The sequence below is a fragment of the Planococcus sp. S3-L1 genome (assembly GCF_030063085.1).
GTDB lineage: Bacteria > Bacillota > Bacilli > Bacillales_A > Planococcaceae > Planococcus > Planococcus kocurii.
Genome location: NZ_JASISN010000008.1, coordinates 29,295 through 55,564, shown reverse-complemented (window position 1 = coordinate 55,564; position 26,270 = coordinate 29,295). Strand labels below are relative to the sequence as shown.

The following is a 26,270-nucleotide window of genomic DNA, read 5'->3' as shown; positions in this document are numbered from 1 at the left end:
ATCCTTTCCAGGTAAATTCTAAACAGCTGCTAATTGCGTCGAGCACATTTTCTTTTAACCAATAACCATGTCCGATTTTGGGATATGGGATGACATCAGTCCGCATTCATAGATTACGCCTTATAAAAATTGCTGAATAAAAAACGGTAAAATATGTACGATACAAAGGCTGAGTAAAAACCAACGCACTATTATTAAATGAAATTTCACTCTAGTCCTTCACTAAAATAATCCCTTATATCTTTTGGTAACTCTTCTACTGCTAAAATTTTTAATTTTCGTGTTCCAGGAGAAGTCGTAATGACATAAGTTTTTTCGTCATACGCAAACAACGTCATTTGGCTTATGCTGTTTGCAATCGACTTTTCACTTTTAATGTAATCAAAGTCTTCTTTCTTAAAATTATCTTCATAGCCTGCCAAATTTAAGTTTTGTGTTTGTTCGAAATCATTTGCAAAAGCAATAGCTTGATATAATTCAAGTGAGTTTCTCGGTTTACTAAAATATAAAGAATAAATTAAAACACCATTTACTATCAAAATCAAAGTTGTGAGTATTATTAATGTGCGTTTCTTTATAAACATTAGCCACTCTCCTTAAAAAAATTCTCAACAACTGCACTCGTTACTTGAATACAAGCATGAACTATAATTTATTGTGGTTATATCTTTGTATTGCAGTTACAACAAGGGCAATCAAGAAAGCAACAACACTATTTAGTAGTAAATAGTATCCTACTTGCAAGCCGTAAAATAATGCGAAAGCATCACGGATAACTAAAAGTGCGATTAAGCCACCGATTGCTCCAAACAAAACCGTTAATAAAAATAGGATAAAAGCAGCATCGTATAAATTTTCCCTCTTTTTATAGAAGATAAATCCCATAAGGTTTGCACCAACAATAAAAAATCCCATAAGGATTAAGAAAAAACCGCTCATTAGAGTCTCCTTTGTCTGAAACAGCCTACTAAAAATACAGTAAGTATAAATTTAGCGTGTTCCAATAAGAATAACGAACATCATCATTTCCGAAAATTAATGCTTGGTATTCAGTAGACGTCAAATACCTTTGGAACCACTCATATCTCTAGAGATACTTAGTATTTTTCCCTATTTCTCCGTCAGTGACTTTTTTTAAAACAGAAAAAATGATGAGTACGATTGAATTAGCTAATTCAAGCAAATAGTAGATCTTCTACGGAATAATAAATTTATTCTTCTTATAGTGTATAAGTCCATCGCTCATTCAATAAGTTCATAAACGAAAAAATAATACAGCTATACTGAGATTAACTTTTTAATAAATCTCATTTTTGAAAAACATTAAGAGGAGTTTATACAACAACGAATGGGAAGGTGTGTTTTCTATCATAAAGATTCCTTTACAGCAGCTAACTACATACAATAACCTCTAAGACTAACTGTGATGAAAATTTCAAAAAAATCTTGGGTTTTTTAACGTCCGATTACAAACACTCTATAACCTACGCTTCCAAATATAAACTTAACAGGATCCTGCGAGAAAACGACGGTGATTGGACTGACGGTTCCAGATCGTTACTCTCTATACGAGTTCACTACCGCTTTTGTTTCACTTTTTCACAAGTTCGATTGGGACGATTAGGGAGTTTGCATTACAGCTGTTAGTGGAGCAGGAAGGAGAGTCACTCTGTTCATAAGAGAATACAGTTGCTTAATCTAGCCTAATGTCTTTCGTGAAATTTTAGGATGGCTCTCAATACAAAATTTCAAATGATGACTACCTACCCACTGGATTCATAAACTAGATAGGGATCATACACAGAAAAGAGCACTTCTTGATTGATTCAGGAAGTGCTCTTTTGTCATATAGATAAAATCTAAGTAATCGGAGTTATCCTTTCATCCGATTTAAACAAAACTCCAAATCGAGTTGCAGGTGTTCTTTCATCAGTCGCTCGGCCTCATCAGCGTTATGGTGACGGATGGCCTCATAAATATCATGATGTTCTTCGATTAAAAGAGGACGTTTATGGAGTACTACTGTTTTTCGGAATAAGTAAATAATCGACTGCATGCGATCCAGTATATCAACCATTACGGGGTTGTTTGTAGCGCCGACAATAATTTCGTGAAATTCTTTGTTGGCTGCCATCACTTCCTCGAGAGTACCTGTACGACCCACATCCACACAATTTTTAAGCTGGTCCAATGCCTCATCTGTTATATAAGTGGCACAGTGGTGCGCAGCAAAACCTTCTAGTAATGTACGAACTTGAAAAACATGACGAAGGTCCATATCGCTAGGATTCACAACACGTTTTTCCTTGATCAGTCCTTCTTGCTCAAGTTTACGTATAGAATCTCGCACTGGCGTCCGGCTGATCCCCATCTCTTCAGCTAGTCGTTCTTCAACCAACTTTGTTCCGCGTTCGAGCTCTCCATTTAAGATCCGATCTCTTATATATTCATAAGCATGAACGTAGGCAAGTTGTGTTGGTTTTTTTGTCAATCTAATCGTCTCCTAAAGTAAATTTGTCTTATTTTAAAGTATAAGTTTAATAACCAAGATTTAAAAGGAAGTATTTTTTGTATACAATTAAAAAATAAATGTATACAAAAATATAAATTGTGTGTACAATTCAGTTTATGTAAGAGTGAAAGCGCTATCTAACCGATTGTAGTTCGAAATTGAAGGGAGATATTTAAATGACAAAGACTATAGGAGTTATTGGTTTAGGAATTATGGGGAAGCCGATGTCACTCAATTTACTTAAAGCTGGATACGAGGTAACCGTAAACGATCTCAATACGCAAAGCGTAGAAGCGTTAGTAGAGGCGGGAGCAACATCAAGCACGCCTGCTGAAATGGGGCTTACTTGTGACGTGATTATCACAATGTTGCCAGCTTCACAACATGTGAAACAAGTTGTAACCGGAGAAAATGGAATTTTGAAAACGGCAAAAGAAGGACTTGTCATTATCGATATGAGCTCTATTTCGCCAGTGGCTTCTGTTGAAATTTCCAATGAAGCTGCAAAACAAGGAGTAGAAATGTTAGATGCTCCAGTAAGCGGTGGGGAGCCAAAAGCAATTGATGGCACGCTATCTATTATGGTAGGCGGCAAAGAAACGGTATTCGAATCCGTGAAACCTGTACTGCAGGCAGTAGGTTCAGACATTACACTCGTTGGCAAAAGTGGAAGCGGTGTCACAGCTAAATTGGCAAACCAAATCATCGTCAACTTAAACATCGCAGCAATGTCTGAAGCACTCATTCTCGCGGCTAAAGCAGGCATAGACATTGAAAAAATGTATCAGGCGATTCGAGGTGGACTGGCTGGAAGTGCAGTTCTTGATGCAAAAGTACCTTTGATTCTAGATCGTAATTTTGTAGCGGGTGGACGGATTGACATTAATTTAAAAGATATCTCAAACGTAATGGAAACAGCGCATGATATTGGGGTGCCGCTACCGCTTACGAGTCAACTACTTGAAATTTTCCATGCCTTAAAAGTAGACGGTAAAGCGGGAGACGATCATGGCGGCATTATTCAGTATTACGAAAAATTGGCGAATGTTGAAGTGAGAAGGGGGTAACCAACTGATGACCAATTCAAAAAAACTTAATACAACCGAAACACTTAATAGTTTACCAACCGTTCCGGATGAACAAACAGTAAACACCCTACTCAATCGTGAATTACAAAGTTTTAACAAAAAAATCATTGTGTTAGATGATGATCCGACAGGCGTTCAAACAGTACATGGGATTTCTGTTTATACAGACTGGACTTTTGAAAGTATAGAAGCTGGTTTTGCTGAAGAAAGTAAGATGTTTTTCATCTTAACCAACTCAAGAGGATTTACAGCTGATGAGACTAAACGCGCACATGAGGAAATAGCAACGGCGATTCGTCAAACAGCAGAAAACCTACAAAAAGACTTTATAATTATTAGCCGTGGAGACTCAACACTACGTGGTCATTATCCTCTTGAGACAGAAGTATTAAAAAATACGGTAGAAGCGCAATCTGATCGTGTATTTGATGGAGAAGTGATTATGCCATTTTTCAAAGAAGGTGGGCGCTTCACGATCCAAAATGTTCATTACGTGCAGGACGAGGATCAATTAATTCCAGCAGGTGAAACTGAATTTGCGAAAGATCGCACATTTGGTTATACATCTTCGCATCTTGGTGAATGGGCAGAAGAAAAGTCGGCGGGTGCATTCAAAGCAACCGATGCGGTCTATCTTTCTTTGGAGGACATTCGGGGTCTTAAAATCGATCGTCTAATGAATCAGCTAATGGCAGTAAAAGACTTTAACAAAGTCATTGTCAATGCCACTGAATATCTTGATGTGAAAGTTGTCGCAATCGCTCTTATCCGGGCGATGAAAGTAGGGAAAAATTTTATGTTCCGAAGTGCTGCAGCTTTAACTAAAATCATTGGCGGTATTGAAGACAGAGCGCTTTTGACCAGAGAAGAGTTGATAAAGAATCATTCTGGAAATGGCGGACTCATCATGATTGGCTCTCACGTGAAAAAAACAACGGAACAGTTTGAAGTGCTTCAGACATGTGATTTTATAGAATTTATTGAGTTCGACGTTCATTTGGTATTGCATCCAGAGAAATTTGAAGAAGAAATCCAACGAGTTATTCAAACGTGTGAACAACTTATCCGAAAAGGAAAGACGGTTGCCGTCTATACGAAGCGGGAGCGACTTGATTTGGGAGAGAACAAAAAAGAAGAAGAGCTTAAGTTATCAGTAAAAATTTCCGATGCTGTAACAAGTATTGTCAAAAAAATTAAAGTAAGACCAAGCTTTATCATTGCCAAAGGTGGTATTACTTCTAGTGACATAGGGACAAACGGACTCAGTGTGAAGCGAGCAACAGTTGCCGGACAAATCAAGCCGGGTATTCCCGTTTGGTTGACAGGTAGTGAAAGTAAATTTCCAGGACTAGCTTATGTTATTTTTCCAGGGAACGTAGGGTCAAAAACAACCTTGAAAGAAGTAGCAGAGCTATTGCACCAGTAGGTTGATGGATTTTTGCTCTCTAGATGTATTGTAAGCAAATACAATGAAAAGGCGGTTTTTTGATGTTAATAAATACGAAAGACATTCTTTTAGCAGCACAAAAAGAAAAGTATGCCGTAGCTGCTTTTAATGTCTATAGTCTTGAAACTCTGCAGGCAGTAATTCGCGTGGCAGAAGCAGAAAATCAGCCAGTGATTATTGCGCTAGGAGAACGCTATTTTAATATGGTAGATGTAGAAGGCTTTGCTGCTTTAACTAAAGCATTGGCAGAAAAATCGACAATTCCGATTGCGCTCCACTTAGATCATGCCTATCAAAAAGAATCGATTATTCGGGCGATTGACTGCGGGTTTACTTCTGTCATGTTCGACGGCTCAAAACATGATCTTGCACAAAATATCCGCTACACAAAAGAAATTGTGGAAATTGCCCATCTGGCAGGGGTGAGTGTGGAAGCTGAAATTGGCTCAGTTGCTCGAGGTGCTTTTTCAGATGAAGAAGATGGCGATGGGACATTGACAGATCCAAAGTCCGCTAAAATATTTGTAGAGGAAACGGGCGTTGATTTTTTGGCAGCCGCTATCGGCACTGTACACGGCATGTATACAGGAAAACCAAACATCAACTTAGAGCTATTAGAAGAAATTCAACAGGCTGTTAGCATTCCGTTAGTTTTACACGGTGGCTCGGGTACGCCAGAAGACATTATGAAACGAGCAGTAGCAAAAGGGATTTGTAAGGTAAATGTAAATACAGAAGTATCACTGGCTGCTACTATTTACCTCAAACAGGCTTTAGAAGAGCAAGAAAAAATGCATCTTTCAGATGTAATGGCTGGTATGCAACAAGCCATAGAACCGGTAATAGCGAAGTTTATTCGTGTGCTGAAAAAGTAGTATGCGAATACAAAGCAATCATTTTTGCTCGTCACAAGCCATAAAGCTAGTTTCGTGCATAAATCATGCTTTGAAAGATACGGAATAGGTTTCGTGAAACCGCTATCATTTCTAAATAGATTCTTACTAGGTATGCCCAATAAAAACTTAATTGATAAGGGAGATGTTCTCATGATTACTGGTAATTTGTTGATTTTGATTTTTGTTCTGTCACTTGCTGTCTTATTTTTTGCTATTCTTAAGCTGAAAATCGAACCATTTCTTGCATTAATTACGATTGCTGTTTTAACAGCACTATCTATCGGTATGCCGCTAAACGAAGTAGCTTCGACTGTAACCGCAGGATTCGGAAATACGCTTGCAGGCGTTGGTATTTTAATTGGTCTTGGGGTCATCTTTGGTCAGTTTTTGGGTGCGTCAGGTGCGGTTGAAAAAATTGCACAAACTGTCTTAAACATATTTGGGATTAAACGATCTCCAGCAGGTCTCGCATTGACAGGTACAGCCGTTTCGATTCCCGTATTTTTTGATGCAGCATTTGTTATTTTAAGTGGTTTGATTCGCTCTCTTGCTACCAAAACAGGAATTTCAGTCGTTAGCTTTGTAACGGCACTTGGTGTCGGGTTAATCGTGTCACATAACATGATTGCACCAACACCCGGACCACTTGTGGTCGCAGAAAATATGGGGGCAGAGCTTGGTCTCTTTATCATCTACGGCATTATTGTCGCTATCCCAGCTACCTTAGTTGGTGGTTATTTGTATGGAATGTTTATCGGAAAGCGCATTAAGCATTCGGGTGAGGTCGAAGAAATCGCCATTGATAAAGCAGATTTACCGAAAAAAGAAATTAGCACAGGCTTAAGTTTCTCTATGCTAGCATTGCCGATTATCCTAATTTTGACGAATACGGTTTCTCAGCTATTAATACCTGGTACAGCAGCAGCTAGTTTCTTCGGCTTTGTTGGAGAAAAAAACGTGGCACTGTTAATCAGTGTGTTCGCAGCAATCATCTTTTTACGCCCGTATATTGCCATTCCGAACAATCGTTTGTATTCTGAAGCGATCAACTCGGCCGGAATGATCATCTTGATTACAGGTGCGGGTGGTGCGTTTGGTGCTGTTATTAACAGCAGTGGAATTGGTGATCACTTGATTGCAACCATGCAAAGTTGGAGCATTCCAGTTCTCTTGTTAGCCTTTATCTTTTCTCAGATTTTACGTGCTTCACTTGGTTCCGCAACAGTGGCACTTGTTACGACATCTAGTATTCTTGGACCAATGGTTGGTGAACTTGGCGTTTCGCCAATTTTACTCGGTCTTGCAATTTGTGCGGGAGGGATTGGGCTATCACTGCCAAACGATTCCGGCTTTTGGGTTGTTAATCGCTTTGGCAAACTGACAATTCCGCAAACGCTTCTCGCTTGGACAGGTGGAGGATTTGTCGCAGGTTTAACTGCTTTAATTACGGTCTTTATTTTAAACTTGTTTGCAGGAATATTGCCCGGGTTATAAGTGGTAACTGGAGTAACAAAAAACAAGATTTCTTATCAAAGTCCAACTAAATCGTACTTCTTGCAACATGAGCAATCTGACTGAGAACATCTAGTAAGAAGGAGATAAAGAGTTAGGGAATAACTATTGTTTCAACTAAAAACACACCATTTCTAAGCTGCAACAAGCTTTGAGATAGGTGTGTTTTTGTGGGTATGTTGATGCTTTTGTTAGTTATGTCCCGCGCTAAATAAAAAATTGTGAAGGATCAAGTCCCCTCTCTACCAATAGAGCATCTAGTTCAAAAACAGCTCTTTTCAATCCGTATGTTCAGTTTCTCTAAAGCCCAAAAATAGAACGCTAAAATAAGTAAGTATAGCCGTTAGCAAACCGCAGCAAATAGAATACTACCCAAAACAACGAAGACAGTGGTATACGCTTCCATCACCATCACAAACTGGCTAGTATCAGCAATACCATCTTGTTGACTCCTAAGCCAAGAGCTTCCTAGCGAAGCACTCGCAAACAGTAGGACCAAGCCTATAATCGTTAATAAGGTCGAAACGATTACCAATCCACTAATATGGTTTTTGAATATCTTCTCTACTCCCCCGTAATCTTTCTTTAAAGCTTACTAACACCTCTCCGAACACTTTAAAGTTATTCTTGAATTTCAAGCTCGAAATACTTTCCGACTTCAGAAAAGCAACCGCTCAAACGGTAGATTCTACCGGTTTCGCTCGTTTCACTTTCTAGATGTTCACAAGTTGAAGCAAGGGACAATTTTCACGTAAGCTAGAAAATCACTCACCTACCATCCCGTCGTTATCGTTATCACGCATATGTGGATATAACCAATGATCGCTCATAATTGGCATGCTAAATCCGGCTGCTTCGGCTTCTTTGATCGTCACTTGTCCGTTGCCATTGGTATCCACGTTAGAAACATCCTCATTTGTAGTAGCGCTGCTTGCACTAGCTGAATCTTTCGGCTCGCTATCTGTTAAACCGAGTGATGCGTTTACTTCATCAGGGTTCACATTATCAAACGTATCAACAATTTCGTTGCCCATTAATGTGTAGGTGTATTGATAACTCGAAGGGATCTGAGTTTCTGTATCTGTATAGGTAATAATGGCTTCAAAATCTGTAGCACCACCGGCATCGCGGATGGCATCTTCCATATACGCTTGATCCCCATGGCGGTTGAGCGTACTTTCTTGCGGCGTAATATTATAAGCATTCGATACCCCGCCAAGTGAATCGGCAAGGACATGCCCTTCATCTAATAGATCACTTTCCACACCCGGCACCTTTGCCTCGTCCGAATAGTACCTGCCAGTCGATAAGACAGGTTCACTGTCGTCATCCTGCAAAACGATTTCGTCTGCTACAACACGTTCCAATTGTCCGTATTCGTTTGTAAATGCCCAATAGTCACGATCGCCAAAGCCAATGTTCACGGCGACGTTAGGTTCACGAGAGCCCGACAAATCCCCGCCATCGACTTCAAGTAGTTCGTATCCTGCTAAAAGGTCATCACTTGTTTTTGTTGGTGTTTTTTCAACAGCTTGCTCTTCAACAGCTGGTATGACAGGTTCTTCTTTTTCGCGATTATCATTTGTTTCATCTGCAGGTACTTCCTGTGCCTCTGTGTCTGTAATGGCTGTTTCTTCTACATCGGTACAGCCGACTAGAAAGACAGATAGCAAAAGGATCATTAAGTGGTTCCATTTCATTTTAAAAACTCCTCTAATTGTTTCATGCTAATCAAAAATCTCATGATTTAACAGTGATTAATATTTTTTCCTAATATTAGTATATTATAAAAGCAACTTTATTACAGGAATACTTTCGGAAAGAGCAACTTGAATCGAATTGTATAATAACAAAAATACACTGGATTTAGAGTTATAGTAAATTGGAAACAAGGGACTGCGTGGTATGTTTTTCTTTGGAGGTTCAGTAGCAAGACTTCGATGGGGAACTTAAATAACAATTACAAGTACTGTGATTTTTAGAGCAGAGAAATACGAAGTATATGTTAAAATAATGTAAATAAATACTATTGAAGAGGAGACCATCCATGCCCATCCACAACAAATTAGTACGCGACAGGATACCCGAAGTGATCACTAAAACAGGTAAACAATTTTCAACACGTATTTTACTGAAAGAAGAGTACGAAGTAGAAGTAAAAAAGAAACTCAGCGAAGAACTTGATGAATATAATGAAGCGAATACGAACGAAGAAGCTATTGAAGAGCTGGCTGACATCCTCGAACTACTCCACGCAGCAATAAAGGTTCAAGGTTCTTCTTTTGACGAATTAGAAAAAGTGCGCAAGGCGAAAGCTGAGAAACGTGGTGGTTTTGAAAAGCGGATCTTTTTAATCGAGGTAGAAGATGACTAAGCTGGAACTGGTTACTTCTCAGCTTGTTTCACATTTAGAGAGATTATCAAATGAAGCAGTTGAAATTCAATGGATTACAGCTTTCGCTATGAAGTCTGGCGTGAAAAAGATCATTCCTTTCTTGCAGAAAGCTGCAGAAAGAGGCGTACCGATTAAACTACTGGTAGGCGATTATTTATTTGTCACACAGCCAGATGCACTGCAATTACTGCTTGAAGAGTTGTCTTCTGCTGAAATTCGAATTTGGAAGAGTGGTGGAACTTCTTTTCATCCCAAATCTTATTTGTTTCGAGGAACAGAAACGTCCCATTTAGTAATAGGATCTTCTAATTTATCAGCTACTGCTTTAACCAATGGAGTTGAATGGAATTTAATTGCGCCAACGTCTGTTGATGCAGAAGTTTTTGAGGAAGCGACAACTCAATTTTTGAAATATTTTTATGCCGAGCAAACGGTGTCTTTAAACAAAGAGACGCTGGCAGAGTATCGGTTCTTACATACAGCAGCAAATACAAAACGACCCATCAGTCCGGTGTGGTCAGAAGCAGAAGAAGTTGAAATGACAGTCGGTCCGATTCTCCCACAACAACCCGAAGTGGCGGAAACTCAAGAAGCTTACGGTGCATCCGTTTTTCCAAGACCTGCACAACAAGAAGCGCTCGACGCTTTGGATAATGTGCTAGCCGAAGATTACAACCGGGCAATGGTCGTATTAGCAACCGGATTAGGTAAAACGTATTTGGCCGCTTTTTTTGCGGATCAATTTAAACGGGTGTTGTTTGTTGCTCACCGAGAAGAAATTCTGATGCAAGCCCAGCAATCCTTCAAGCGTGTTCATCCCGATAGGACGAACGCGTTTTATAATGCTTTAGAGAAAAAAACGGACGCAGATTTTATTTTTGCTTCTATTTATACATTAGGAAGTCAGTATCATTTAGATCGGTTTGAAAAGGATACGTTTGATTTAGTTGTCATCGATGAATTTCATCATGCAGCGGCACCAACTTACGAACGATTACTAAATCATTTCGAACCTAAATTCTTGCTAGGCATTACCGCAACACCTGATCGTATGGACAATAAAGATGTCTATGCCTTATGCGATGGAAACGTCGCGATATCGATTCATTTTTTAGATGCTATTGAGCGCAATTGGCTTTCTCCGTTCCGCTATTATGGAGTGTATGATGCTAGCGATTACTCAGCTATTCCATGGAGAGGAACGCGCTACGATGAACAGGAATTGCTTCAGTTACAGTTACGTGATAGTTTTGCGCAAAAGATCTACGAAAAATGGAATCGTCACAAACAGACGAGAACCATTGTCTTTTGCTCTTCTGTTAAACAAGCTGTCTATATGAATGACTTCTTCCAACGAAAAAGTGTGCGTTCTATCGCACTTCACGGAGAGTCTCATCCAAAAGAGCGAAAAACAGCCCGTTCCAAATTAGAAACGCGAGAACTTGAAGTTGTTTTCACGGTAGACCTATTTAATGAAGGAGTCGATATTCCAAAAGTAGATACACTGTTGTTTATTCGACCGACAGAATCACTAGTTGTTTATACGCAGCAAATTGGGCGAGGTCTGCGAATTGCAGAAGGAAAGTCACATTGTGTCATTATTGATTTTATCGGCAATTATCGGAATGCGGATTTGAAATTGGCTATTTTTGATCCAAAAGACAATATGACAAAAAATAACCCTATTGCGCCACTTGTACCTACTTTGTGTGAGTTCAACTTGGACTTGCAAGTAATCAACTTGCTTGAAGAAATGCGCAGAAAAAGAGCGCCTCGTAAAGACTTGTTAGTTACGGCTTACCATGAGTTGAAAAAAGAAGCAGGAAGACGTCCCACTTATCTTGAATTTCATCTTCATGCAAACACGGACTCTAAAATAGTCAAGCAAGAGTTTGGTAGTTATTTCGGAATGCTTGCTTATGCCAATGAATTAACGACTGAAGAACAACAAGTATGGCTGGCATACAAGAGTTGGTTTTTAGAAGTTGAACAAACAGCAATGTCCAAAAGCTATAAGCTGGTCGTTTTAAGTTATATGCTGTCAAAAGGCACAGAAAGCTGGCTAGACTCAACAACTCCAAAAGAAGTAGCACCTTTTTTTCACAGCTATTTAACGGAAAGGGACTACCGTATGAATATCGACTGGAGCGGTGCACAAGGAAAAAGATTACGTATATATGACGAGAAGAAAACGGTTGATTTGATTTCGCAGATGCCAATGACGAAATGGAGCGAAAGTGATAAAAATGACGTGGTTTCTTTTGAAAATGGTGTTTTTAAATTCAAGTTGCATCCATCTAATGCCGAAAGAGCGCCTTTGTACAACTGGACTCAAGAAATAACGGCGTACAGACTGCATGCTTATTTCGAACGAAAATCAATACTTTCAGCAAAAAACTAATTCCATCTATTTGAAGATTGACACTACTTAGATGGAATGATCGGTCAGGTTGCAGTGAATGTGTGAATAAGTTTCTGAAAGTCTCATTTTACCTCATCAACTGCTCGACTCCTGCAGAAAGAGAGTGCTGGAACGAAAAGCAATTAAGAACGCAGCTCTCTCTCTCTATTCGTTCCCAGAAAAAACAAAGTAAAAAATACTTGATGAAAAATAAGAAAGCGTTCGCCTGATGCGATTTCTCCACATTTTATCTATGGCTATTACCCTACGAACAGGTTATTATAAAACCAACTGCTGCAAGTCAAATGCCAGTAGATTGACCTGCATAAGAGCTAGTCATCCATCAAATTTATAAAAAAATTACTAAGGGGGCTATCAAGTGGCTTATCAACTAGGAACAAACTTTAAGCTGTTTACATTGAATTCGAATCCAGAATTGACCCAAGAAATTGCGGATTTACTTGGCTGTGAGATGGGTAAAAGCGCGATTACCCATTTTAGCGATGGGGAAGTTCAAATTCATATTCAAGAAAGCGTCCGAGGTGCAGATGTTTACGTCGTTCAGTCGACATCTCAACCGGGTAGCGAACACGTTATGGAACTGTTGATCATGATTGATGCCTTAAAACGAGCATCTGTAAAAACCATTAATGTGGTCATTCCGTATTACGGCTATGCCCGTCAAGACCGTAAAGCCAGTTCGCGTGAGCCGATTACGGCGAAACTTGTTGCGAATATGCTGGAAAAAGCAGGCGCAACGCACGTCATCACTATGGATTTGCATGCGCCTCAAATTCAAGGATTTTTCAACATCCCAGTAGATCAATTGTTAGGTGGCAAAATCTTAGAAAAGCATTTTTTGGACAAAGGATTAACAGATGCCATAGTCGTCGCTCCCGACAACGGAGGACTTGGACGTGCGCGTAAATTGGCAAGTCATTTAGACGTGCCAATCGGCTTTATCGACAAACGTCGGATGCACCCAGATGAGCCCGAAACGGTGAACATTGTCGGAGACATTAAAGGCAAAAACGTCATCATCATTGTCGACATTATCGATACGGCTACGACGATTTCCTTAGCTGCTAATGTGCTTGTGGAAAACGGGGCAAAAGCGGTTTATGCTTGCTGTACGCACGCTGTGTTATCTGGCCAAGCCGTTCAACGAATCCAGGACTCAGCGATTACAGAGCTTGTCGTGACGAATACGATTTACTTGCCTGAAGAAAAACGTACTTCGAAGATCAACATTCTGTCAGTCGCTCCTTTATTAGCAGAAGCGATTGAGCACGTTCACAACGAAAAACCCGTAACGCCTTTGTTTGAATAAAGACAAGAAAAGGCTCCAGTAAAACACCGCAGAATTAATTTTCTGCGGTGTTTTTGTTAGAGAAACTGAATTTTGCCTAATTTGACGCAATTCTCCTGATACGTTATCTTTAAAAATGCGTAAACAATAAAACGAAAAGGAGAACGATATGAAAAAAGTCACAAAAGTATTTTACATTACCATCTCACTTGTCGTGATTGCTGTGCTGATTGCTGCATTAATGCCAGTTGCGTACGAACAAGCGACAAACTCGATTACTTCCGTACTGAGTACTGTATTCGGCTGGTATTATATGCTGATCATGACCGTCATCTTATTTGTTGTTGGATTCCTCATTATTAGCCCCTACGGCAATATCCGCTTAGGTAAACCTAATGACCGTCCTGAATTCGCTCGAGCCACTTGGGTAGCGATGCTTTTTTCGGCAGGATTAGGAATTGGCCTCGTCTTTTACGGCTCTTATGAACCGCTGTCTCATTACGCCATTCAACCGGCAACGGCAGATCCTGAAACGGAAGCTGCTTTTAAAGAATCCATGCAACGAACTTTTTTCCATTACGGCTTTAATGCCTGGGCTATGTATGGAATCGTCGCGTTGGCCCTTGCTTTTTTCCAATTCCGCAAAGGTGAACGGGGCTTGATTTCCAGCACCTTGAAACCATTATTCGGTAAGAAAATGGAAGGTGGTTGGGGAACGCTCATTGACGTGATTGCGATTTTTGCAACCGTGTTTGGCGTAGCCAGCTCACTTGGGTTTGGTGCCGTCCAGATTAACGGGGGACTCACGTATTTGTTCGGTCTTCCCAATAACAACTGGAGTCAACTGATTATTATTGCGATTATTACCGTATTGTTTATTATTTCGGCATGGTCTGGACTCTCAAAAGGGATTAAGTACTTGTCCAATATCAATATGGTGTTAGCACTCGTCTTGCTTTTACTCGTCGTCGTTTTAGGACCGACCTTACTCATTTTTAATGTCTTTACGCAATCCTTTGGTGCCTATATCCAAAATCTAATTCCACTCAGCACCAATACAGAAGCGTTTAATAGCGGCAATCGAGAATGGCTAGACGCTTGGTCGATCTTTTACTGGGCATGGTGGATTTCTTGGTCACCATTCGTAAGTATGTTTATCGCCCGTGTTTCTAGAGGCAGAACAATCCGCGAATTTTTAATCTTTGTGGTACTTCTGCCGACGGTATTGTGTGCGATTTGGTTTTCTACGTTTGGTGCAACAGCAATCGACATCCAGCAAAAAGGCGTTGTTGATTTGACGACCAGCGCTGTAGAAACAACGTTATTCACGATGTTCAATGAAATGCCATTTGGTTTTGGTTTGTCCATCATCGCCATTATGTTGCTGTTGACGTTCTTTATCTCGTCTGCTGACTCTGCGACATTCGTTCTTGGCATGCAGTCGACAGGTGGCTCGTTGACGCCTGACAATAGCGTTAAAATTGTATGGGGCGTTCTGCAATCAGCTATCGCGGCAATTCTTTTGTCGGCTGGGGGACTAGCAGCCATTCAAAATACGATTATCATTGCCGCTCTGCCATTTTCTCTGGTCATGGTGCTCATGGTATTCGCACTGTTAAAAGCATTAAAAGCAGAGTTAAAGGTAATCGAAAGCAAAAAGAAAACAGTTTAATCGGGAGTAGAAATAATTACACAAAAAGCCTCCAAGTATTCCTTTAGTGGAATGCTTGGAGGCTTTTGTGTGATTTTGTATTCATTGCTTTAAAACAGCGTTAAAAATTTCTCCGCCGTCATCAATATCGGTGAGGATGAGTCGATCTGTATTTTTGACGAAGATCGATTTGTATTGTTCGACACCTTTTTTGTCACTAAGGAGCAGAATTCGTTTTTCTTGATTGTCCGAAACCGTCTCGAATTCATAGTCCCCGTCTTCGATTTCTTCTATGATTGTCGGATATTCAGGCAATGAAGCCCATTCTTCGTGACCGGCGATTACCGTATCGTTTGGAGGTGTGGTGTCACTACAAGCGGCGAGGAATAAAGCAACAATGAACACCATGATCATTTTCTTGGTCATCTTAGTTTCAGTCTCCTTTGAAAAATCAGTTAGGATTCTTGTTTGTTAAGGCTAAGGCGATTCGGTCTATTCCGTCAGCTAAGGTTGCACGAGGACAAGCTGCGTTTAATCGTAAATACCCCAGTCCAGCAGAACCGTACTTGCTTCCAGGTTCTAGTGCAACTTTTCCAGTAAACAATAGTTTTTTCATGACTTCGTCTTCTGTTAAGTCGAGTCTACTGTAATCGAGCCACAACAAATAAGTCGATTGTGGCTTCATAACGCGCAGTCCAGGAACTTTTTTCTGCAATTCACTGCTGGCGAAATCGATATTGTCAGAAATCGTCGTCAGCATGTCCTCAAGCCAAGACTCGCTTTCATTATATGCTGAAGTCAAAGCTGCAGGTGCAAACGCGTTGAGCATGCCAGAACCATGAGCCAGTGCATGTTTTTCAAGCTTGTCGCGTTTTTCTTTGTCTGTGGCAACAATCATGGCCACTTGAATGCCAGCCAAATTAAATGTTTTCGTAGGAGCCATGCAGGTAAAGACTCTATCGCTTTCAGCGCCAGCAATTTTTGCGAGCGGCGTGTGACGATGAGGTTTAATCATTAAATCGCCATGAATTTCATCTGAAATAATAAGAACGTCGTGTTTGCTACACAATCGGACGATTTCAGTTAACTCTTCAGGTGTCCATACGCGGCCGCCGGGGTTGTGCGGGTTACAAAAAATGAAAAGAGACGCATCTCGCAGTTTTTCTTCAAAATCGTTAAAATCTATGACGTATTGGCCATCTTGAACAACTAGTGGTGAATAGATTACTTCTCGATCTTGATGTTCAGCCAACTCGAAAAAGGGAGGATAGACCGGTGTAGTGACGACTATTTTATCGTGTTTTTCTGTGAAAGTCTCAATGATTGAAGCGATGGCTGGAATAATCCCTTGGTGGAAAAGCAGCCAATCTGATTCGATTTTCCAATCGTTTCGTTTTTTCTGCCAATCAATCACAGCTGTTCGGCATTCTTCACACATAAACGAATAGCCAAAGATCGAATGTTCTACTCGGTCGTGTAAGGCTTTTAAGACAGCAGGTGGTGCAGGAAAATCCATATCGGCAATCCACATAGGCAAAATGTCTGAGCTGTCTTCTATACCGTATCTTGTTTCCATTGTGTCCCATTTAACGGAACGGGTATTTTTTCGGTCGTGTATATGTTGGAAAAAAGTCATTTTCGTATCTCCCTTATCAAATAATTTTAGAAATTCATTCGCTTTAATCGTAAAGCAATAAACAAAATTGTCATAGTAGATAATGAGAGCATAGCCCGTTCAAGCCAATCTTTCAAGGTCCTTTTGTGCGAATATAGCTTTGAGATACGCATTTAGAGTCTTCGTCGACAAGGAAAGACCAAAATGCGAAACTATGGCATAATCAAATTATTAGAAAACTTAGGAGGGGAAATCCATATGGCGAAAAAAAAGACACCTCAGCAAATGAGAGAAAGTTTAAAGCGAGACGAACTGAAAAACAATCCGGGTGGAACTTTGCGAGATGACTTCGACAACGGAGCAGGCGCAGCGGGTGATATGGGTTGGAAAGGAATGGCTTTGTTAATCTTGGTATTAGTAATAGGCTACATCATTTATCAGTTGTTTTTTAGTTGAAAGGGGAATTCAGATGAATGTGCTAGCGCTCGGTTTGTTTTTGGCAGTTTTGTTCGGCGTAATTTGGTTGATGAAATGGATGTTGAGAAAAGTATTTGCTATTAAAAAAGAAAAAATTGATTGGCTTTCTTATAATCATATAAACAAGCTACATAAAAAAATAGACTGGGGAATCCGAATCGCAACGATGGTTGGGATGATCTTCACGATCTATTTCGTGTTGTATAAACAATACCCAATCGCTCTTTACCTTGTTGTTTGGGGTGCATTCACCATTATTGATTACTCTGTCAGGGCTTTTTTTGAATGGAAATACACCGATAATCCAAAACAATGGATATTGACCATGAGTGAAATCATCATTTTGGTTATTGCGGCAATTGTTGCGACGATTCAATTCGATTTGCTTACGATTGGTTGATGGACGGACAATCATTGAATAGGAAGTTATTTGTTTTAAAAAAAGAGTGGTTGGCATCTCTTTAGTACATGAGGTGGAAGTAATAGTAAGAAGAACAATCACAACTTTCTTCTGTGTCAGCTGATTAAAGTGGGGATTTTTAGATAACTTCGTCGAATAAGCCCTACCCTATACGGATTAACAGCTTTTAGTCAGAACCACTATCACGATCCCCCAAAATGCTATCTGTATTCCTGTAGAGATCGTAGTTACTTCTAAATCACTCGTTTACCTAAGTTCAAATTGATAGCAAACCAATCAATTTCGTTTTCTTCAATCAATAATTCCGTTTCTTGCAAAGCTTACTGGTCTTCCTCCAAGTACCTAAAATTTCTAAACATAGTCGATTTATTTACTATTTTCAAGCCAGACATACAGTTTGGCTTTTTTTTGTTAAGGAGCTCTATGTTTTTTTGATGTTTGAAAGCTATTCTTTGTTCTAGAAATCGATTGGTGATGATCCACCGTAGAGAACTTAGTAGATTGATTTCATATTATTTATGTTACCTAAATTTGGAATTGAAACTTTCTACTCAGTTATTCGAGATGGACTATTAGAACTATTTCGAGTAATTTTAAAAAACTGAATAATTATCCATTTTTAGTTAGAGCTCTAGCAATTAGAACTAGCAGATTGGTTTCAAGGGCAATTTTTATTGGCCTTTTTTTGCTTTTTAGTATAAATACAAAAAAGCAAAAGTTAATTTTATAAATCAACTTATTCCGTAAAAACTAAAGTAGGTTACACCGATAGTAAATTACAACTAATTATATGGTTATGATAATATTTTCCAAATTAAAAATGGTAATTTGGAATTATGGAAAATATTTGAAACATAAAATAAAACATGATAGGATAAAAATTAACATTTGAACAAAGAGAGTGAAAAAACAGAAAATAATTTTAAGAAAATGGAGGAACTAAAACATGCCTACAAAAAAAACGAATTCACATCGTCAGTTTGTCGCTTTAGCCACTTCCGCATCATTGGTTGCTGTTTCATTGGTTCCTGCTCAAACTGCTCAAGCACAGAGTCCTTTCACGGATGTTGGAGATAGGTACGAGAAAGCAGTAGATTACCTTGTTGCAAATAATATAACGGATGGCATAACATCAACCCAGTTTGGAACCTTGGATTCAATTGTGAGGGTGGATGCTGCTGTTCTTCTTGCACAAGCGTTAAAAGCTAAGATTAATCCTGCAGATAAGTCTACATTTACAGATGTTCCTCAACGGGCACAATCTCATTTAGCTTTTCTTCAGAAGGAAGGCATCGTGTTTGGTAAGACCGGTACGTCTTTTGATTCTTTTAATCACATAACTAGAGGTGAAGTTGCGCTCATTCTGGCAGAAGCTTTCGAACTAGAAGGTAATCCTAAAAACCTCGGCTTTACAGATGTATCAAGTCGCTATGAAAAAGCCGTAGCAGCACTACTAGAAAATGGAGTTACAGTCGGTAAAACGGAAACTTCCTTTGGTACAGAAGATCCTATTACCAGAGGCGAATATGCGATATTTCTGTATAAATTACTAACTACAGTTGGTACTGACCCAGGCAACCCAGGTAACCCAGGTGATTCAATAATTCCGAAACCACCGGCAGTAAATCCAGTCGACAATGATGATGCAGTAGTAACAGGGAAAGGCGAAGCCGGAACGGATGTAACTGTGACAATCGGTGACAAAGAGTACACCGGTACAGTCGACAAGGACGGCAACTTCGAAGTCGAAGTCCCGGTTCAAGAAACAGGCACTGAAATCAAAGTAGTCGTAACCGATAAAGCCGGAAACGCTAGTGATCCAACGGTAGTCGTGGTCGTGGATGCACCAGGAACCCCTGAAACACCAGACGTCCCAGCGGCTCCAGCTGTGGATCCAGTCGACAATGATGATGCAGTAGTGACGGGGAAAGGTGAAGCCGGAACGGATGTAACTGTGACAATCGGTGACAAAGAGTACACCGGTACAGTCGACAAGGACGACAACTTCGAAGTCGAAGTCCCGGTTCAAGAAACAGGCACTGAAATCAAAGTAGTCGTAACCGATAAAGCCGGAAATGCCAGTGACCCAACGGTAGTCGTGGTCGTGGATGCGACAGGAACCCCTGAAACACCAGACGCCCCAGCGGCTCCAGCCGTAGATCCAGTCGACAATGATGATGCAGTAGTGACAGGGAAAGGTGAAGCCGGAACGGATGTAACTGTGACAATCGGCGACAAAGAATACACCGGTACAGTCGACAAAGAAGGCAACTTTGAAGTCGAAGTCCCGGTTCAAGAAACAGGCACTGAAATCAAAGTAGTCGTAACCGATAAAGCCGGAAACGCTAGTGACCCAACGGTAGTCGTGGTCGTGGATGCGACAGAAACACCGGACGTCCCAGCGGCTCCAGCCGTAGATCCAGTCGACAGCGATGATGCAGTAATTACAGGAACAGCTGAGCCTAGTTCGACTGTGACAGCCACAGTAGGAAATCAAGAAATCGGTTTTGTGGTAGCTGGGGAAGACGGGAAATTTTCCATTGGGATTTCTCCACAAGCAGCCAGTACCATTATTGATGTTACTTCAACGAATGAAGCAGGGAGAAAAAGTGAACCGACCAGTGTAACGGTCACAGAAGTAACTGCTGGAAGCGATAATTCAGAATTAGAAAAACTTGTTGATGAATTAACAAGTAATCTGATTAAGGAGTATTTCACTAACGAAACGTGGACGAATTTTGATGTGGCTTTGCAAGAAGCAAATAAAGTCTTGGCTGACAATGATGCTACACAGCCACAAATCGATAAGGCTTATGACAACTTAAAAGCCGGCTACGAAGGGTTAATTTATGTGGAGATTCCATATACGATTAGTGACGATGTATCAGCCAGTCAAATTACATTAACCTTTACAGAGGCAGTAGCACTTGATGGACCAATTGAAACAGTAGGTGGGACGGTTGCTGATGCAACGATAAATGTAACGAATGAAGGCTTGTCCTTAACAGTCTCTTCTCCAGCTAATGCTCAGCCAGGAGATACAGTGGAAGCTACGCTACCAGTCGGAGGAAAGCCTGTAGTGACAACGCTGACTTGGAATGGTAATTCGTGGACCGTCGATACGGATCCCAAAGGTGTATTCGTCACTACTGTTCCAACTGATATCGGAGCAGTAATCGACTTATCACTTGTGGATAATGAAGGGAACCTAATTAGTGGGGGAATCAATTTGGATCAGCTTTTAAATAATCCGAATTTGATTCGATTGAGTTTATTGCCATCCAGTGGATTGGTATCAGGAGATGTAATTAAACTGGGGACGCCACTGTTTGAACTCTTGAATGTTAAGTTGACTGAAGAAGACATCAGCCGTGGATTTGTGGATGTCGGAATCAATTCTGACCTATTGAAGACATTAACTGGAGGAGAGACACTTGACCTAGAAGCGATTGTGACTCGTAATTCCATCGATGTCGTCAATGGAGTCATTGGTACTTTGCCATTACCGACGTTCCTAACAAAGCCAGTAGTTGAATCGCTAAGTGGAATTGGGGAAGAGTTGGCCTACATTTTAGCCGGCGATAGCGCACTGAGAATCGATGTTCCTACTCTCGGGGTCGATCGATTTAAAGTGGGTGATCAAGTTGTTCTTGAACTTTTCCGTGAGCGTCTCTTATTGCCAAATATCAGTGAAACAACAGCAGCCTATATTTTAACACCAGAGGATATTGAAAGAGGGTATATTGAGTATACATTCGATGATGATAATTTAATTTTGCGTCTTTTGTCATCACTGACAGTAGGATCAGAAATTGACATTACGCCTATCATTCTTGACGAAGAGCGTGAAGTTCGAGGAGAAACTCAGACAGCGACTATTTCTCAAGGGATTCTCAGCATCTTGCTTCGCTTAATCGGAGATCTCATTTTACCTTGATGAAAAGCTTTGTAAAATAAGTAAGCAGTCTCAAAAAAAATGTTGTACACTTGCTATCTTCAAACAAATCAAATCGATTTTATGGAGTTAGCCTGTATAAGGAAAATCCACAAACATAAAAACACACCAAGCTTTCAACGGCTTGGTGTGTTTTTATGTTAATTTACAGCTTTGTTGTTGCGAATAAACAGAGAACCGATTAATCCAACAATGGCAGCTACCAATACCGCATAAAACGCGAAATTTGTCCCAAACGCTAAAAATTCTGCAGGATTGAGCGCACCAAACTCTGCAATGTAATTTTTTTGGCCGGCTGTAAACAAGGTAATAGCAATCGCTGTCCCAGCGGCACCTGCAACTTGAGTCAATGTATTCATAGCGGCTGAGCCATCTGCATACAAATTTGGTGGCAACTGATTCATCGCATGGGTTTGTGCGGGCATGATGGCCATGGAAATTCCTAAGTAGAGGACACAAAGCGCTGCGATGATTTGCCATACCGGCGTCGTAGCTGACAGAATGACAATAAACGCAATGGCCGCTACTGTCATAAAGGCAAACCCGGCACGTGTGTAGAGGCGTGCACCCACACGGTCAAAGCTAGAGCCGACGATAGGCGCCATGAGGATGTTTAATAGGTTAGCAGGTAACATCAACAGACCAGCAGCAATCGATGAGTAAGCAAGTACACTCTTCAAATAGATCGGAATTAAAATCGATACCGAGAGAATAACAAAAAGAGTAGCAACCATAAGCAAGGTTCCTAATGAGAACATCGAGTAGTTAAAGACACGCAAATCGATCATTGGCTGCGACATCTTCAGCTGGCGAAGGATAAACAGCAACAAGGCGATAAGTCCTGCAGTTAATGGGCCAAAGACGAGCGGCTCGGTAAGAGACGTTTCTGCCAATGCCGCCAGTGAATAAATAATTCCTCCAAACGCAATGGTGGATAATACCAACGAAGCCACATCAATTTTAGGTTTGGAAATCGTTGAAACATTTTCAATCGTTAATGCACCCAGTAGTAAACACCCGTTTAACGCGATCATTACCCAGAAAATATAATGCCAGCTGCTGACCTGGATGATTAAACCGCTTAGTGTAGGTCCAAGAGCCGGACCACTCGTTAGCACTAGCCCGACAATGCCCATGACTGATCCTCGTTTTTGAATTGGAAAGATCATCAACACCACACTGAACATCAACGGTAAAAAAATTCCGGTTCCGATGGCTTGGATCAACCGACCAGCTAACAGGATTGAAAAACTCGGTGCCACAGCAGCAAGCGTCGCACCGAGTGAAGAAATAACCAGTGCTGAAACAATCAACTGGCGTGTAGTAAACCAACGAACCAAATACGCAGACAACGGCACTAAGACGGCTAATACCAACAAATAGCCGGTCGTCAACCACTGTGCGGTACTCGCGCTAATCGAAAAATCCTCCATAATATTAGTCAACGCCATATTCAATGCAGTTTCGCCGAATAACCCGATAAAGGATCCGAGCATTAAAATAGCAGCAATCAATTTCGGTCTTTTTACGTGTACATGAGATTCCATAACGCAACTTCTCTCTATCTGTAATTTTGACTTGCCAATGTTCTCGATGATTCAATTTTTTAATAAAACCAATGAGTTCATTTGCAACTATAGCAAAAATTCTTAAGAAAACTCAATACAATTTGATTGGATAAAAGGTAGCTCAGCCACACTTTTGTCATATTCTCTTGAAAGAAAAATTTGTGATACGAATATAAAAGAATATTTTCTCCAACAATTAAAATGATAGCGCTACCTTTTACATGTATAGAAATCCTACTGTCTGAGAAGTTTTGGAATAGCCAGTCGTAGCAAGGTGACAAGCAGTTTTTAAAGGTGTGCTACCACTTTCCCAAAAATCTCAATAGTTTTTAGCGCCAACAATGAAAAAAATGAAAGTAATTATTCACCGGTGCTATTAATTTTTAGAGCGGGCGCATAAAAGCATCATCGATTTGCAAGCTGTTGGTTGCATATCCAAAAAATTAATCATAGATGACTAACAACAGAAAGGATTGGAGTAACTTAGGCAACGGGTGAATATAGGACCTTTCGTAGTAGGTGGCAATAAACCAATTTCATCGTAATGTCTCAAAGCGCGCACCGAAACATGACTAAGTTTAGCTAACTTCCCGATAGAATACATAAATTCCCTCCATTTCCTTTGAGTACCTACTCTATAGTATAAAACCTTCCGTTACGGTAGCTGCAAGAGTTTTTTTAAAAACTGTCGAAGCATTTTCTTCTGAAACTTATTCCAACTCGAATCGTAAAAAATAAGAAAGGAGAGTAGCCATGAATCTTTTTGCATACACGACCAACCGATATGCCTTGTGGGTATTTGTAGTTTTTGTTTTACACGTAAGCCATACGTTTACTGTTTTTTCATTTTTTATCGTATCCATTTTTCTGGTTGGGGCTAATTATTTTTTTGAAAAAACAAAACGAGAAAAAGATTTTGCGAATCCCATCTTCAATTGGTTATGGTTACCGATTACGGTCGTTACAATTATCTTCGTATTAATTACCTACGTTTTGTGAGGAAAAAAAGGAGAAGTGACCATGAATACAAAATTAGGAAGAGCTATTTTACGACTTATTGGAATCACTTTAGCCTTTATAGGTATTGGCATAGGTGTCTATACATTTAATCATCCTAATTCAGGGGAGCTAAGCGTATTAACGAAAATAACTTATCTTTGTATAGTCTTTTCAATCTTACTTGCACTCGTACTTGATAAATTCAGAAAATCGAAAACCAATTAAACTAAAGAGGTGAAGCCAGTGTTTAACGAAAAACCATTATGCACTGAGTGTAAAAAGGAAATCAAAGACGGAGAAATTGTACACATTAAAATGCGCTATCCTAAAAGAAGAGGGATGACTGAGATCAAAGCTTATTTAAAAAATGAGGCTCAGTTTACTTGCCAGACTTGTTTCGAAAACCAATAATGAGAAGCTCACAGCGGTAAGGATTATTCCTTACTGCTGTTCTTATGTATATAAGTAATCTTAGACATACCTATTTAACATAGACGCCAGCGTTGGCGCGTCCACGAGGTAGACGAAGCAAGAAGACAGGTGGTTTTCCTGGCTTCTTGCGGGAGTCATCCCCAAAGCGACCAGCGCGGTTTTACTATCGTCTACTATATAAACGGACTATATCTACTACTCCAGCAGTAAGGATTGCTCCTTACTGCTTTTTACTTCCCACATACCCGTTGCTTGCCATGTAGGTGCTCGACTCCTGCGGAAACAGTACGGGCCGGAGCTACTGGACTGAGCAAAGCGAAGGAAGCAGCAGAGGCCGTACCCGCGGAAAGCGAGCACCGGAATGCCAAGCAACTTTTTAAAAACTTGACTACTTCTTCTGACAACCAACAATCAAATATTAAAATAATGTTGACAGAAAACTCTCATAAAAGTATACTTACGTTAATTTAGTGAAAGTATACTGTCAAAAATAAATGAAATTTGAAAGTTAGCTTTCAAATTTTGTAAGCACTTTCATTAAAAAGTGAAAAGGGGAGAGAAAAATCATGACAAAACGTTGGTTAGCAATAGGGGTATTGTTTTTAGCATTATTTGTTTTAGGCGCATGTTCATCATCAAGTGAAGAAGGTGGCGGCGACTCAGCAGAGAAAGTTGAATTGAAATTCGGAATGGTCGCTGGAAACCAGCAAAACGAATACAAAGCAGCTGAAAAATTAGCAGAATACGTAGACAAAGAAAGTGATGGACAATTAACAATCAAATTATACCCAAACTCTCAATTGGGTGATGATCGTGCAATGCTTGAACAAACAAGCGAAGGATCGTTGGATATTACATTAGCTGAAACAGGACGTTTTGGTATTTGGGTACCGCGTGCTTCTCTAATGGGCTTGCCGTACATTGTTGATAATTACGAACATGTTACAAAAGTATTAAACGATACAGAGTATGGTAAAGGATTGAAAGAGGAACTAGAGGCAGAGCATAACTGGGTTCTTGCAGGGAATGCTTATAACGGAACGCGTCAAACCACATCAAATCGGGCAATTGAATCACTTGCAGACATGAAAGGCTTGAAACTACGTGTTCCTGAAGCTCAAAACTTACTGGACTACGCTGAATACACTGGCGCATCTGCAACACCAATGGCATTCACAGAAGTTTACTTAGCATTGCAAACAAATGCGGTAGATGGTCAGGAAAATCCATTGTCTACAATTGATGCACAGAAATTTTATGAAGTTCAAGATTATTTAGCAATGACAAATCACGTGCTAAACGATGTAAACTATGTTGTCAGCAAAGCGACAATGGATAAATTACCTGAAGACTTAAAAGAAGTGCTGCAAGCAGGTATCGAAGAAGCGACAACTTACCACACTTCATTATTTGAAGAGCAAGAAGCGAGCTTAATCGAGAAGTTTAAAGAAGAAGGTGTGACGGTAACAGAACCAGATCTTGAAGAATTCAAAGCTGCAGTTTCTGAAGCCTATCCTTCGTACTTGAAAGAAATTGGTGAAGGTGCAGATGTTTACCTAAAAGAAATTCAAGAAGCGAATGATTAATTAGGA

23 protein-coding genes are annotated in these 26,270 nt (G+C 40.1%); 15 read left to right on the top strand and 8 right to left on the bottom strand.

Annotated features, from left to right (window positions below; all coding sequences use genetic code 11):
- Nucleotides 1–206: 206 nt before the first annotated feature.
- The 3 genes from QMF37_RS09585 to QMF37_RS09575 all read right to left on the bottom strand — a co-directional run bounded on the left by QMF37_RS09585 (nt 207) and on the right by QMF37_RS09575 (nt 2,491).
- Complete coding sequence (locus tag QMF37_RS09585) at nt 207–584, bottom strand: hypothetical protein (RefSeq protein WP_071152798.1); 378 nt, start codon at nt 582–584, stop codon at nt 207–209.
- A 61-nt stretch (nt 585–645) separates the two neighbouring features.
- Nucleotides 646–939, bottom strand: a complete 294-nt coding sequence (locus QMF37_RS09580) for a 3-isopropylmalate dehydrogenase (protein ID WP_071152797.1) — start codon at nt 937–939, stop codon at nt 646–648.
- A gap of 934 nt (nt 940–1,873) precedes the next feature.
- Nucleotides 1,874–2,491 carry a GntR family transcriptional regulator gene (locus QMF37_RS09575; RefSeq protein WP_283478123.1) on the bottom strand — a complete coding sequence of 206 codons (618 nt, stop codon included), beginning with the start codon at nt 2,489–2,491 and terminating at the stop codon, nt 1,874–1,876.
- A gap of 197 nt (nt 2,492–2,688) precedes the next feature.
- Between QMF37_RS09575 and garR the strand changes: the two genes are divergently transcribed.
- The 4 genes from garR to QMF37_RS09555 all read left to right on the top strand — a co-directional run bounded on the left by garR (nt 2,689) and on the right by QMF37_RS09555 (nt 7,437).
- Entirely contained in the window at nt 2,689–3,579 is an 891-nt protein-coding gene (gene garR / locus QMF37_RS09570; protein WP_283478121.1) for a 2-hydroxy-3-oxopropionate reductase, read from the top strand.
- A 7-nt stretch (nt 3,580–3,586) separates the two neighbouring features.
- Nucleotides 3,587–5,026 (top strand): four-carbon acid sugar kinase family protein, encoded by a 1,440-nt coding sequence (locus tag QMF37_RS09565; RefSeq protein ID WP_283478119.1) that lies wholly within the window; start codon nt 3,587–3,589, stop codon nt 5,024–5,026.
- A gap of 62 nt (nt 5,027–5,088) precedes the next feature.
- Nucleotides 5,089–5,922 carry a class II fructose-bisphosphate aldolase gene (locus QMF37_RS09560; RefSeq protein WP_283478117.1) on the top strand — a complete coding sequence of 278 codons (834 nt, stop codon included), beginning with the start codon at nt 5,089–5,091 and terminating at the stop codon, nt 5,920–5,922.
- Between the two features lie 171 nt (nt 5,923–6,093).
- On the top strand, nt 6,094–7,437 hold the full coding sequence (locus QMF37_RS09555; protein ID WP_283478116.1) for a GntP family permease: 1,344 nt from the start codon (nt 6,094–6,096) through the stop codon (nt 7,435–7,437).
- Nucleotides 7,438–8,219: 782 nt separating this feature from the next.
- Here QMF37_RS09555 and QMF37_RS09550 read toward each other — a convergent pair.
- Entirely contained in the window at nt 8,220–9,155 is a 936-nt protein-coding gene (locus tag QMF37_RS09550; RefSeq protein WP_283478114.1) for a DNA/RNA non-specific endonuclease, read from the bottom strand.
- Nucleotides 9,156–9,502: 347 nt separating this feature from the next.
- Here QMF37_RS09550 and QMF37_RS09545 point away from each other — a divergent pair, with 347 nt between their 5' ends.
- The 4 genes from QMF37_RS09545 (at nt 9,503) to QMF37_RS09530 (ending at nt 15,232) form a co-directional block, all read left to right on the top strand.
- Nucleotides 9,503–9,829, top strand: coding sequence for a nucleoside triphosphate pyrophosphohydrolase (locus QMF37_RS09545; RefSeq protein ID WP_283478112.1), 327 nt, complete (start codon nt 9,503–9,505; stop codon nt 9,827–9,829).
- Nucleotides 9,822–12,251, top strand: coding sequence for a DEAD/DEAH box helicase family protein (locus QMF37_RS09540; protein WP_283478110.1), 2,430 nt, complete (start codon nt 9,822–9,824; stop codon nt 12,249–12,251). Before QMF37_RS09545 ends, QMF37_RS09540 begins: the two co-directional genes overlap by 8 nt.
- A 379-nt stretch (nt 12,252–12,630) precedes the next feature.
- Nucleotides 12,631–13,581, top strand: coding sequence for a ribose-phosphate diphosphokinase (locus tag QMF37_RS09535; RefSeq protein WP_071152793.1), 951 nt, complete (start codon nt 12,631–12,633; stop codon nt 13,579–13,581).
- A 148-nt stretch (nt 13,582–13,729) separates the two neighbouring features.
- On the top strand, nt 13,730–15,232 hold the full coding sequence (locus tag QMF37_RS09530) for a BCCT family transporter (protein WP_058384079.1): 1,503 nt from the start codon (nt 13,730–13,732) through the stop codon (nt 15,230–15,232).
- 81 nt (nt 15,233–15,313) lie between these two features.
- On the opposite strand, the gene QMF37_RS09525 is transcribed toward QMF37_RS09530, so the two are convergent.
- Together QMF37_RS09525 and QMF37_RS09520 are read right to left on the bottom strand one after the other, a co-directional pair.
- Complete coding sequence (locus QMF37_RS09525; RefSeq protein ID WP_283478105.1) at nt 15,314–15,637, bottom strand: hypothetical protein; 324 nt, start codon at nt 15,635–15,637, stop codon at nt 15,314–15,316.
- Nucleotides 15,638–15,662: 25 nt separating this feature from the next.
- Nucleotides 15,663–16,847, bottom strand: coding sequence for a MalY/PatB family protein (locus tag QMF37_RS09520; RefSeq protein WP_058384081.1), 1,185 nt, complete (start codon nt 16,845–16,847; stop codon nt 15,663–15,665).
- A gap of 237 nt (nt 16,848–17,084) precedes the next feature.
- Between QMF37_RS09520 and QMF37_RS09515 the strand changes: the two genes are divergently transcribed.
- From QMF37_RS09515 to QMF37_RS09505, 3 genes are all read left to right on the top strand, one after another.
- Entirely contained in the window at nt 17,085–17,282 is a 198-nt protein-coding gene (locus tag QMF37_RS09515; RefSeq protein WP_283478102.1) for a DUF6366 family protein, read from the top strand.
- A gap of 13 nt (nt 17,283–17,295) precedes the next feature.
- Nucleotides 17,296–17,703, top strand: a complete 408-nt coding sequence (locus QMF37_RS09510) for a DUF4181 domain-containing protein (RefSeq protein ID WP_283478101.1) — start codon at nt 17,296–17,298, stop codon at nt 17,701–17,703.
- A gap of 967 nt (nt 17,704–18,670) precedes the next feature.
- A complete protein-coding gene (locus tag QMF37_RS09505; RefSeq protein WP_283478099.1) occupies nt 18,671–21,661 on the top strand; it encodes an Ig-like domain-containing protein in 2,991 nt (996 codons plus the stop codon).
- Between the two features lie 158 nt (nt 21,662–21,819).
- Here the strand turns inward: QMF37_RS09505 and QMF37_RS09500 are convergent, their stop codons facing one another.
- On the bottom strand, nt 21,820–23,226 hold the full coding sequence (locus tag QMF37_RS09500) for a DHA2 family efflux MFS transporter permease subunit (RefSeq protein ID WP_283478097.1): 1,407 nt from the start codon (nt 23,224–23,226) through the stop codon (nt 21,820–21,822).
- Between the two features lie 478 nt (nt 23,227–23,704).
- Nucleotides 23,705–23,851 (bottom strand): MerR family DNA-binding transcriptional regulator, encoded by a 147-nt coding sequence (locus QMF37_RS09495; RefSeq protein WP_283478095.1) that lies wholly within the window; start codon nt 23,849–23,851, stop codon nt 23,705–23,707.
- 149 nt (nt 23,852–24,000) lie between these two features.
- Here QMF37_RS09495 and QMF37_RS09490 point away from each other — a divergent pair, with 149 nt between their 5' ends.
- The 4 genes from QMF37_RS09490 (at nt 24,001) to QMF37_RS09475 (ending at nt 26,264) form a co-directional block, all read left to right on the top strand.
- Entirely contained in the window at nt 24,001–24,246 is a 246-nt protein-coding gene (locus QMF37_RS09490; RefSeq protein ID WP_283478093.1) for a hypothetical protein, read from the top strand.
- Between the two features lie 21 nt (nt 24,247–24,267).
- Nucleotides 24,268–24,471: a hypothetical protein gene (locus QMF37_RS09485; RefSeq protein ID WP_283478092.1), complete on the top strand. Its 204-nt coding sequence runs from the start codon at nt 24,268–24,270 to the stop codon at nt 24,469–24,471.
- Between the two features lie 18 nt (nt 24,472–24,489).
- On the top strand, nt 24,490–24,657 hold the full coding sequence (locus tag QMF37_RS09480; RefSeq protein WP_283478090.1) for a Fe3+ hydroxamate ABC transporter substrate-binding protein: 168 nt from the start codon (nt 24,490–24,492) through the stop codon (nt 24,655–24,657).
- Between the two features lie 587 nt (nt 24,658–25,244).
- The gene (locus QMF37_RS09475; protein WP_283478088.1) at nt 25,245–26,264 is read left to right on the top strand and encodes a sialic acid TRAP transporter substrate-binding protein SiaP; all 1,020 of its coding nucleotides are present in this window, start codon (nt 25,245–25,247) and stop codon (nt 26,262–26,264) included.
- Nucleotides 26,265–26,270 lie beyond the last annotated feature (6 nt).

Bases quoted from the DNA above. Each gene is read 5' to 3' on its own strand.
- QMF37_RS09505 (WP_283478099.1), top strand. From the start codon at position 18,671: ATGCCTACAAAAAAAACGAATTCACATCGTCAGTTTGTCGCTTTAGCC.
- QMF37_RS09560 (WP_283478117.1), top strand. From the start codon at position 5,089: ATGTTAATAAATACGAAAGACATTCTTTTAGCAGCACAAAAAGAAAAG.
- QMF37_RS09520 (WP_058384081.1), bottom strand. From the start codon at position 16,847: ATGACTTTTTTCCAACATATACACGACCGAAAAAATACCCGTTCCGTT.
- QMF37_RS09540 (WP_283478110.1), top strand. From the start codon at position 9,822: ATGACTAAGCTGGAACTGGTTACTTCTCAGCTTGTTTCACATTTAGAG.
- QMF37_RS09585 (WP_071152798.1), bottom strand. From the start codon at position 584: ATGTTTATAAAGAAACGCACATTAATAATACTCACAACTTTGATTTTG.
- QMF37_RS09475 (WP_283478088.1), top strand. From the start codon at position 25,245: ATGACAAAACGTTGGTTAGCAATAGGGGTATTGTTTTTAGCATTATTT.
- QMF37_RS09485 (WP_283478092.1), top strand. From the start codon at position 24,268: ATGAATACAAAATTAGGAAGAGCTATTTTACGACTTATTGGAATCACT.
- QMF37_RS09510 (WP_283478101.1), top strand. From the start codon at position 17,296: ATGAATGTGCTAGCGCTCGGTTTGTTTTTGGCAGTTTTGTTCGGCGTA.
- QMF37_RS09565 (WP_283478119.1), top strand. From the start codon at position 3,587: ATGACCAATTCAAAAAAACTTAATACAACCGAAACACTTAATAGTTTA.
- QMF37_RS09550 (WP_283478114.1), bottom strand. From the start codon at position 9,155: ATGAAATGGAACCACTTAATGATCCTTTTGCTATCTGTCTTTCTAGTC.
- QMF37_RS09545 (WP_283478112.1), top strand. From the start codon at position 9,503: ATGCCCATCCACAACAAATTAGTACGCGACAGGATACCCGAAGTGATC.
- QMF37_RS09530 (WP_058384079.1), top strand. From the start codon at position 13,730: ATGAAAAAAGTCACAAAAGTATTTTACATTACCATCTCACTTGTCGTG.
- garR (WP_283478121.1), top strand. From the start codon at position 2,689: ATGACAAAGACTATAGGAGTTATTGGTTTAGGAATTATGGGGAAGCCG.
- QMF37_RS09555 (WP_283478116.1), top strand. From the start codon at position 6,094: ATGATTACTGGTAATTTGTTGATTTTGATTTTTGTTCTGTCACTTGCT.
- QMF37_RS09500 (WP_283478097.1), bottom strand. From the start codon at position 23,226: ATGGAATCTCATGTACACGTAAAAAGACCGAAATTGATTGCTGCTATT.
- QMF37_RS09580 (WP_071152797.1), bottom strand. From the start codon at position 939: ATGAGCGGTTTTTTCTTAATCCTTATGGGATTTTTTATTGTTGGTGCA.
- QMF37_RS09495 (WP_283478095.1), bottom strand. From the start codon at position 23,851: ATGTATTCTATCGGGAAGTTAGCTAAACTTAGTCATGTTTCGGTGCGC.
- QMF37_RS09515 (WP_283478102.1), top strand. From the start codon at position 17,085: ATGGCGAAAAAAAAGACACCTCAGCAAATGAGAGAAAGTTTAAAGCGA.
- QMF37_RS09490 (WP_283478093.1), top strand. From the start codon at position 24,001: ATGAATCTTTTTGCATACACGACCAACCGATATGCCTTGTGGGTATTT.
- QMF37_RS09525 (WP_283478105.1), bottom strand. From the start codon at position 15,637: ATGACCAAGAAAATGATCATGGTGTTCATTGTTGCTTTATTCCTCGCC.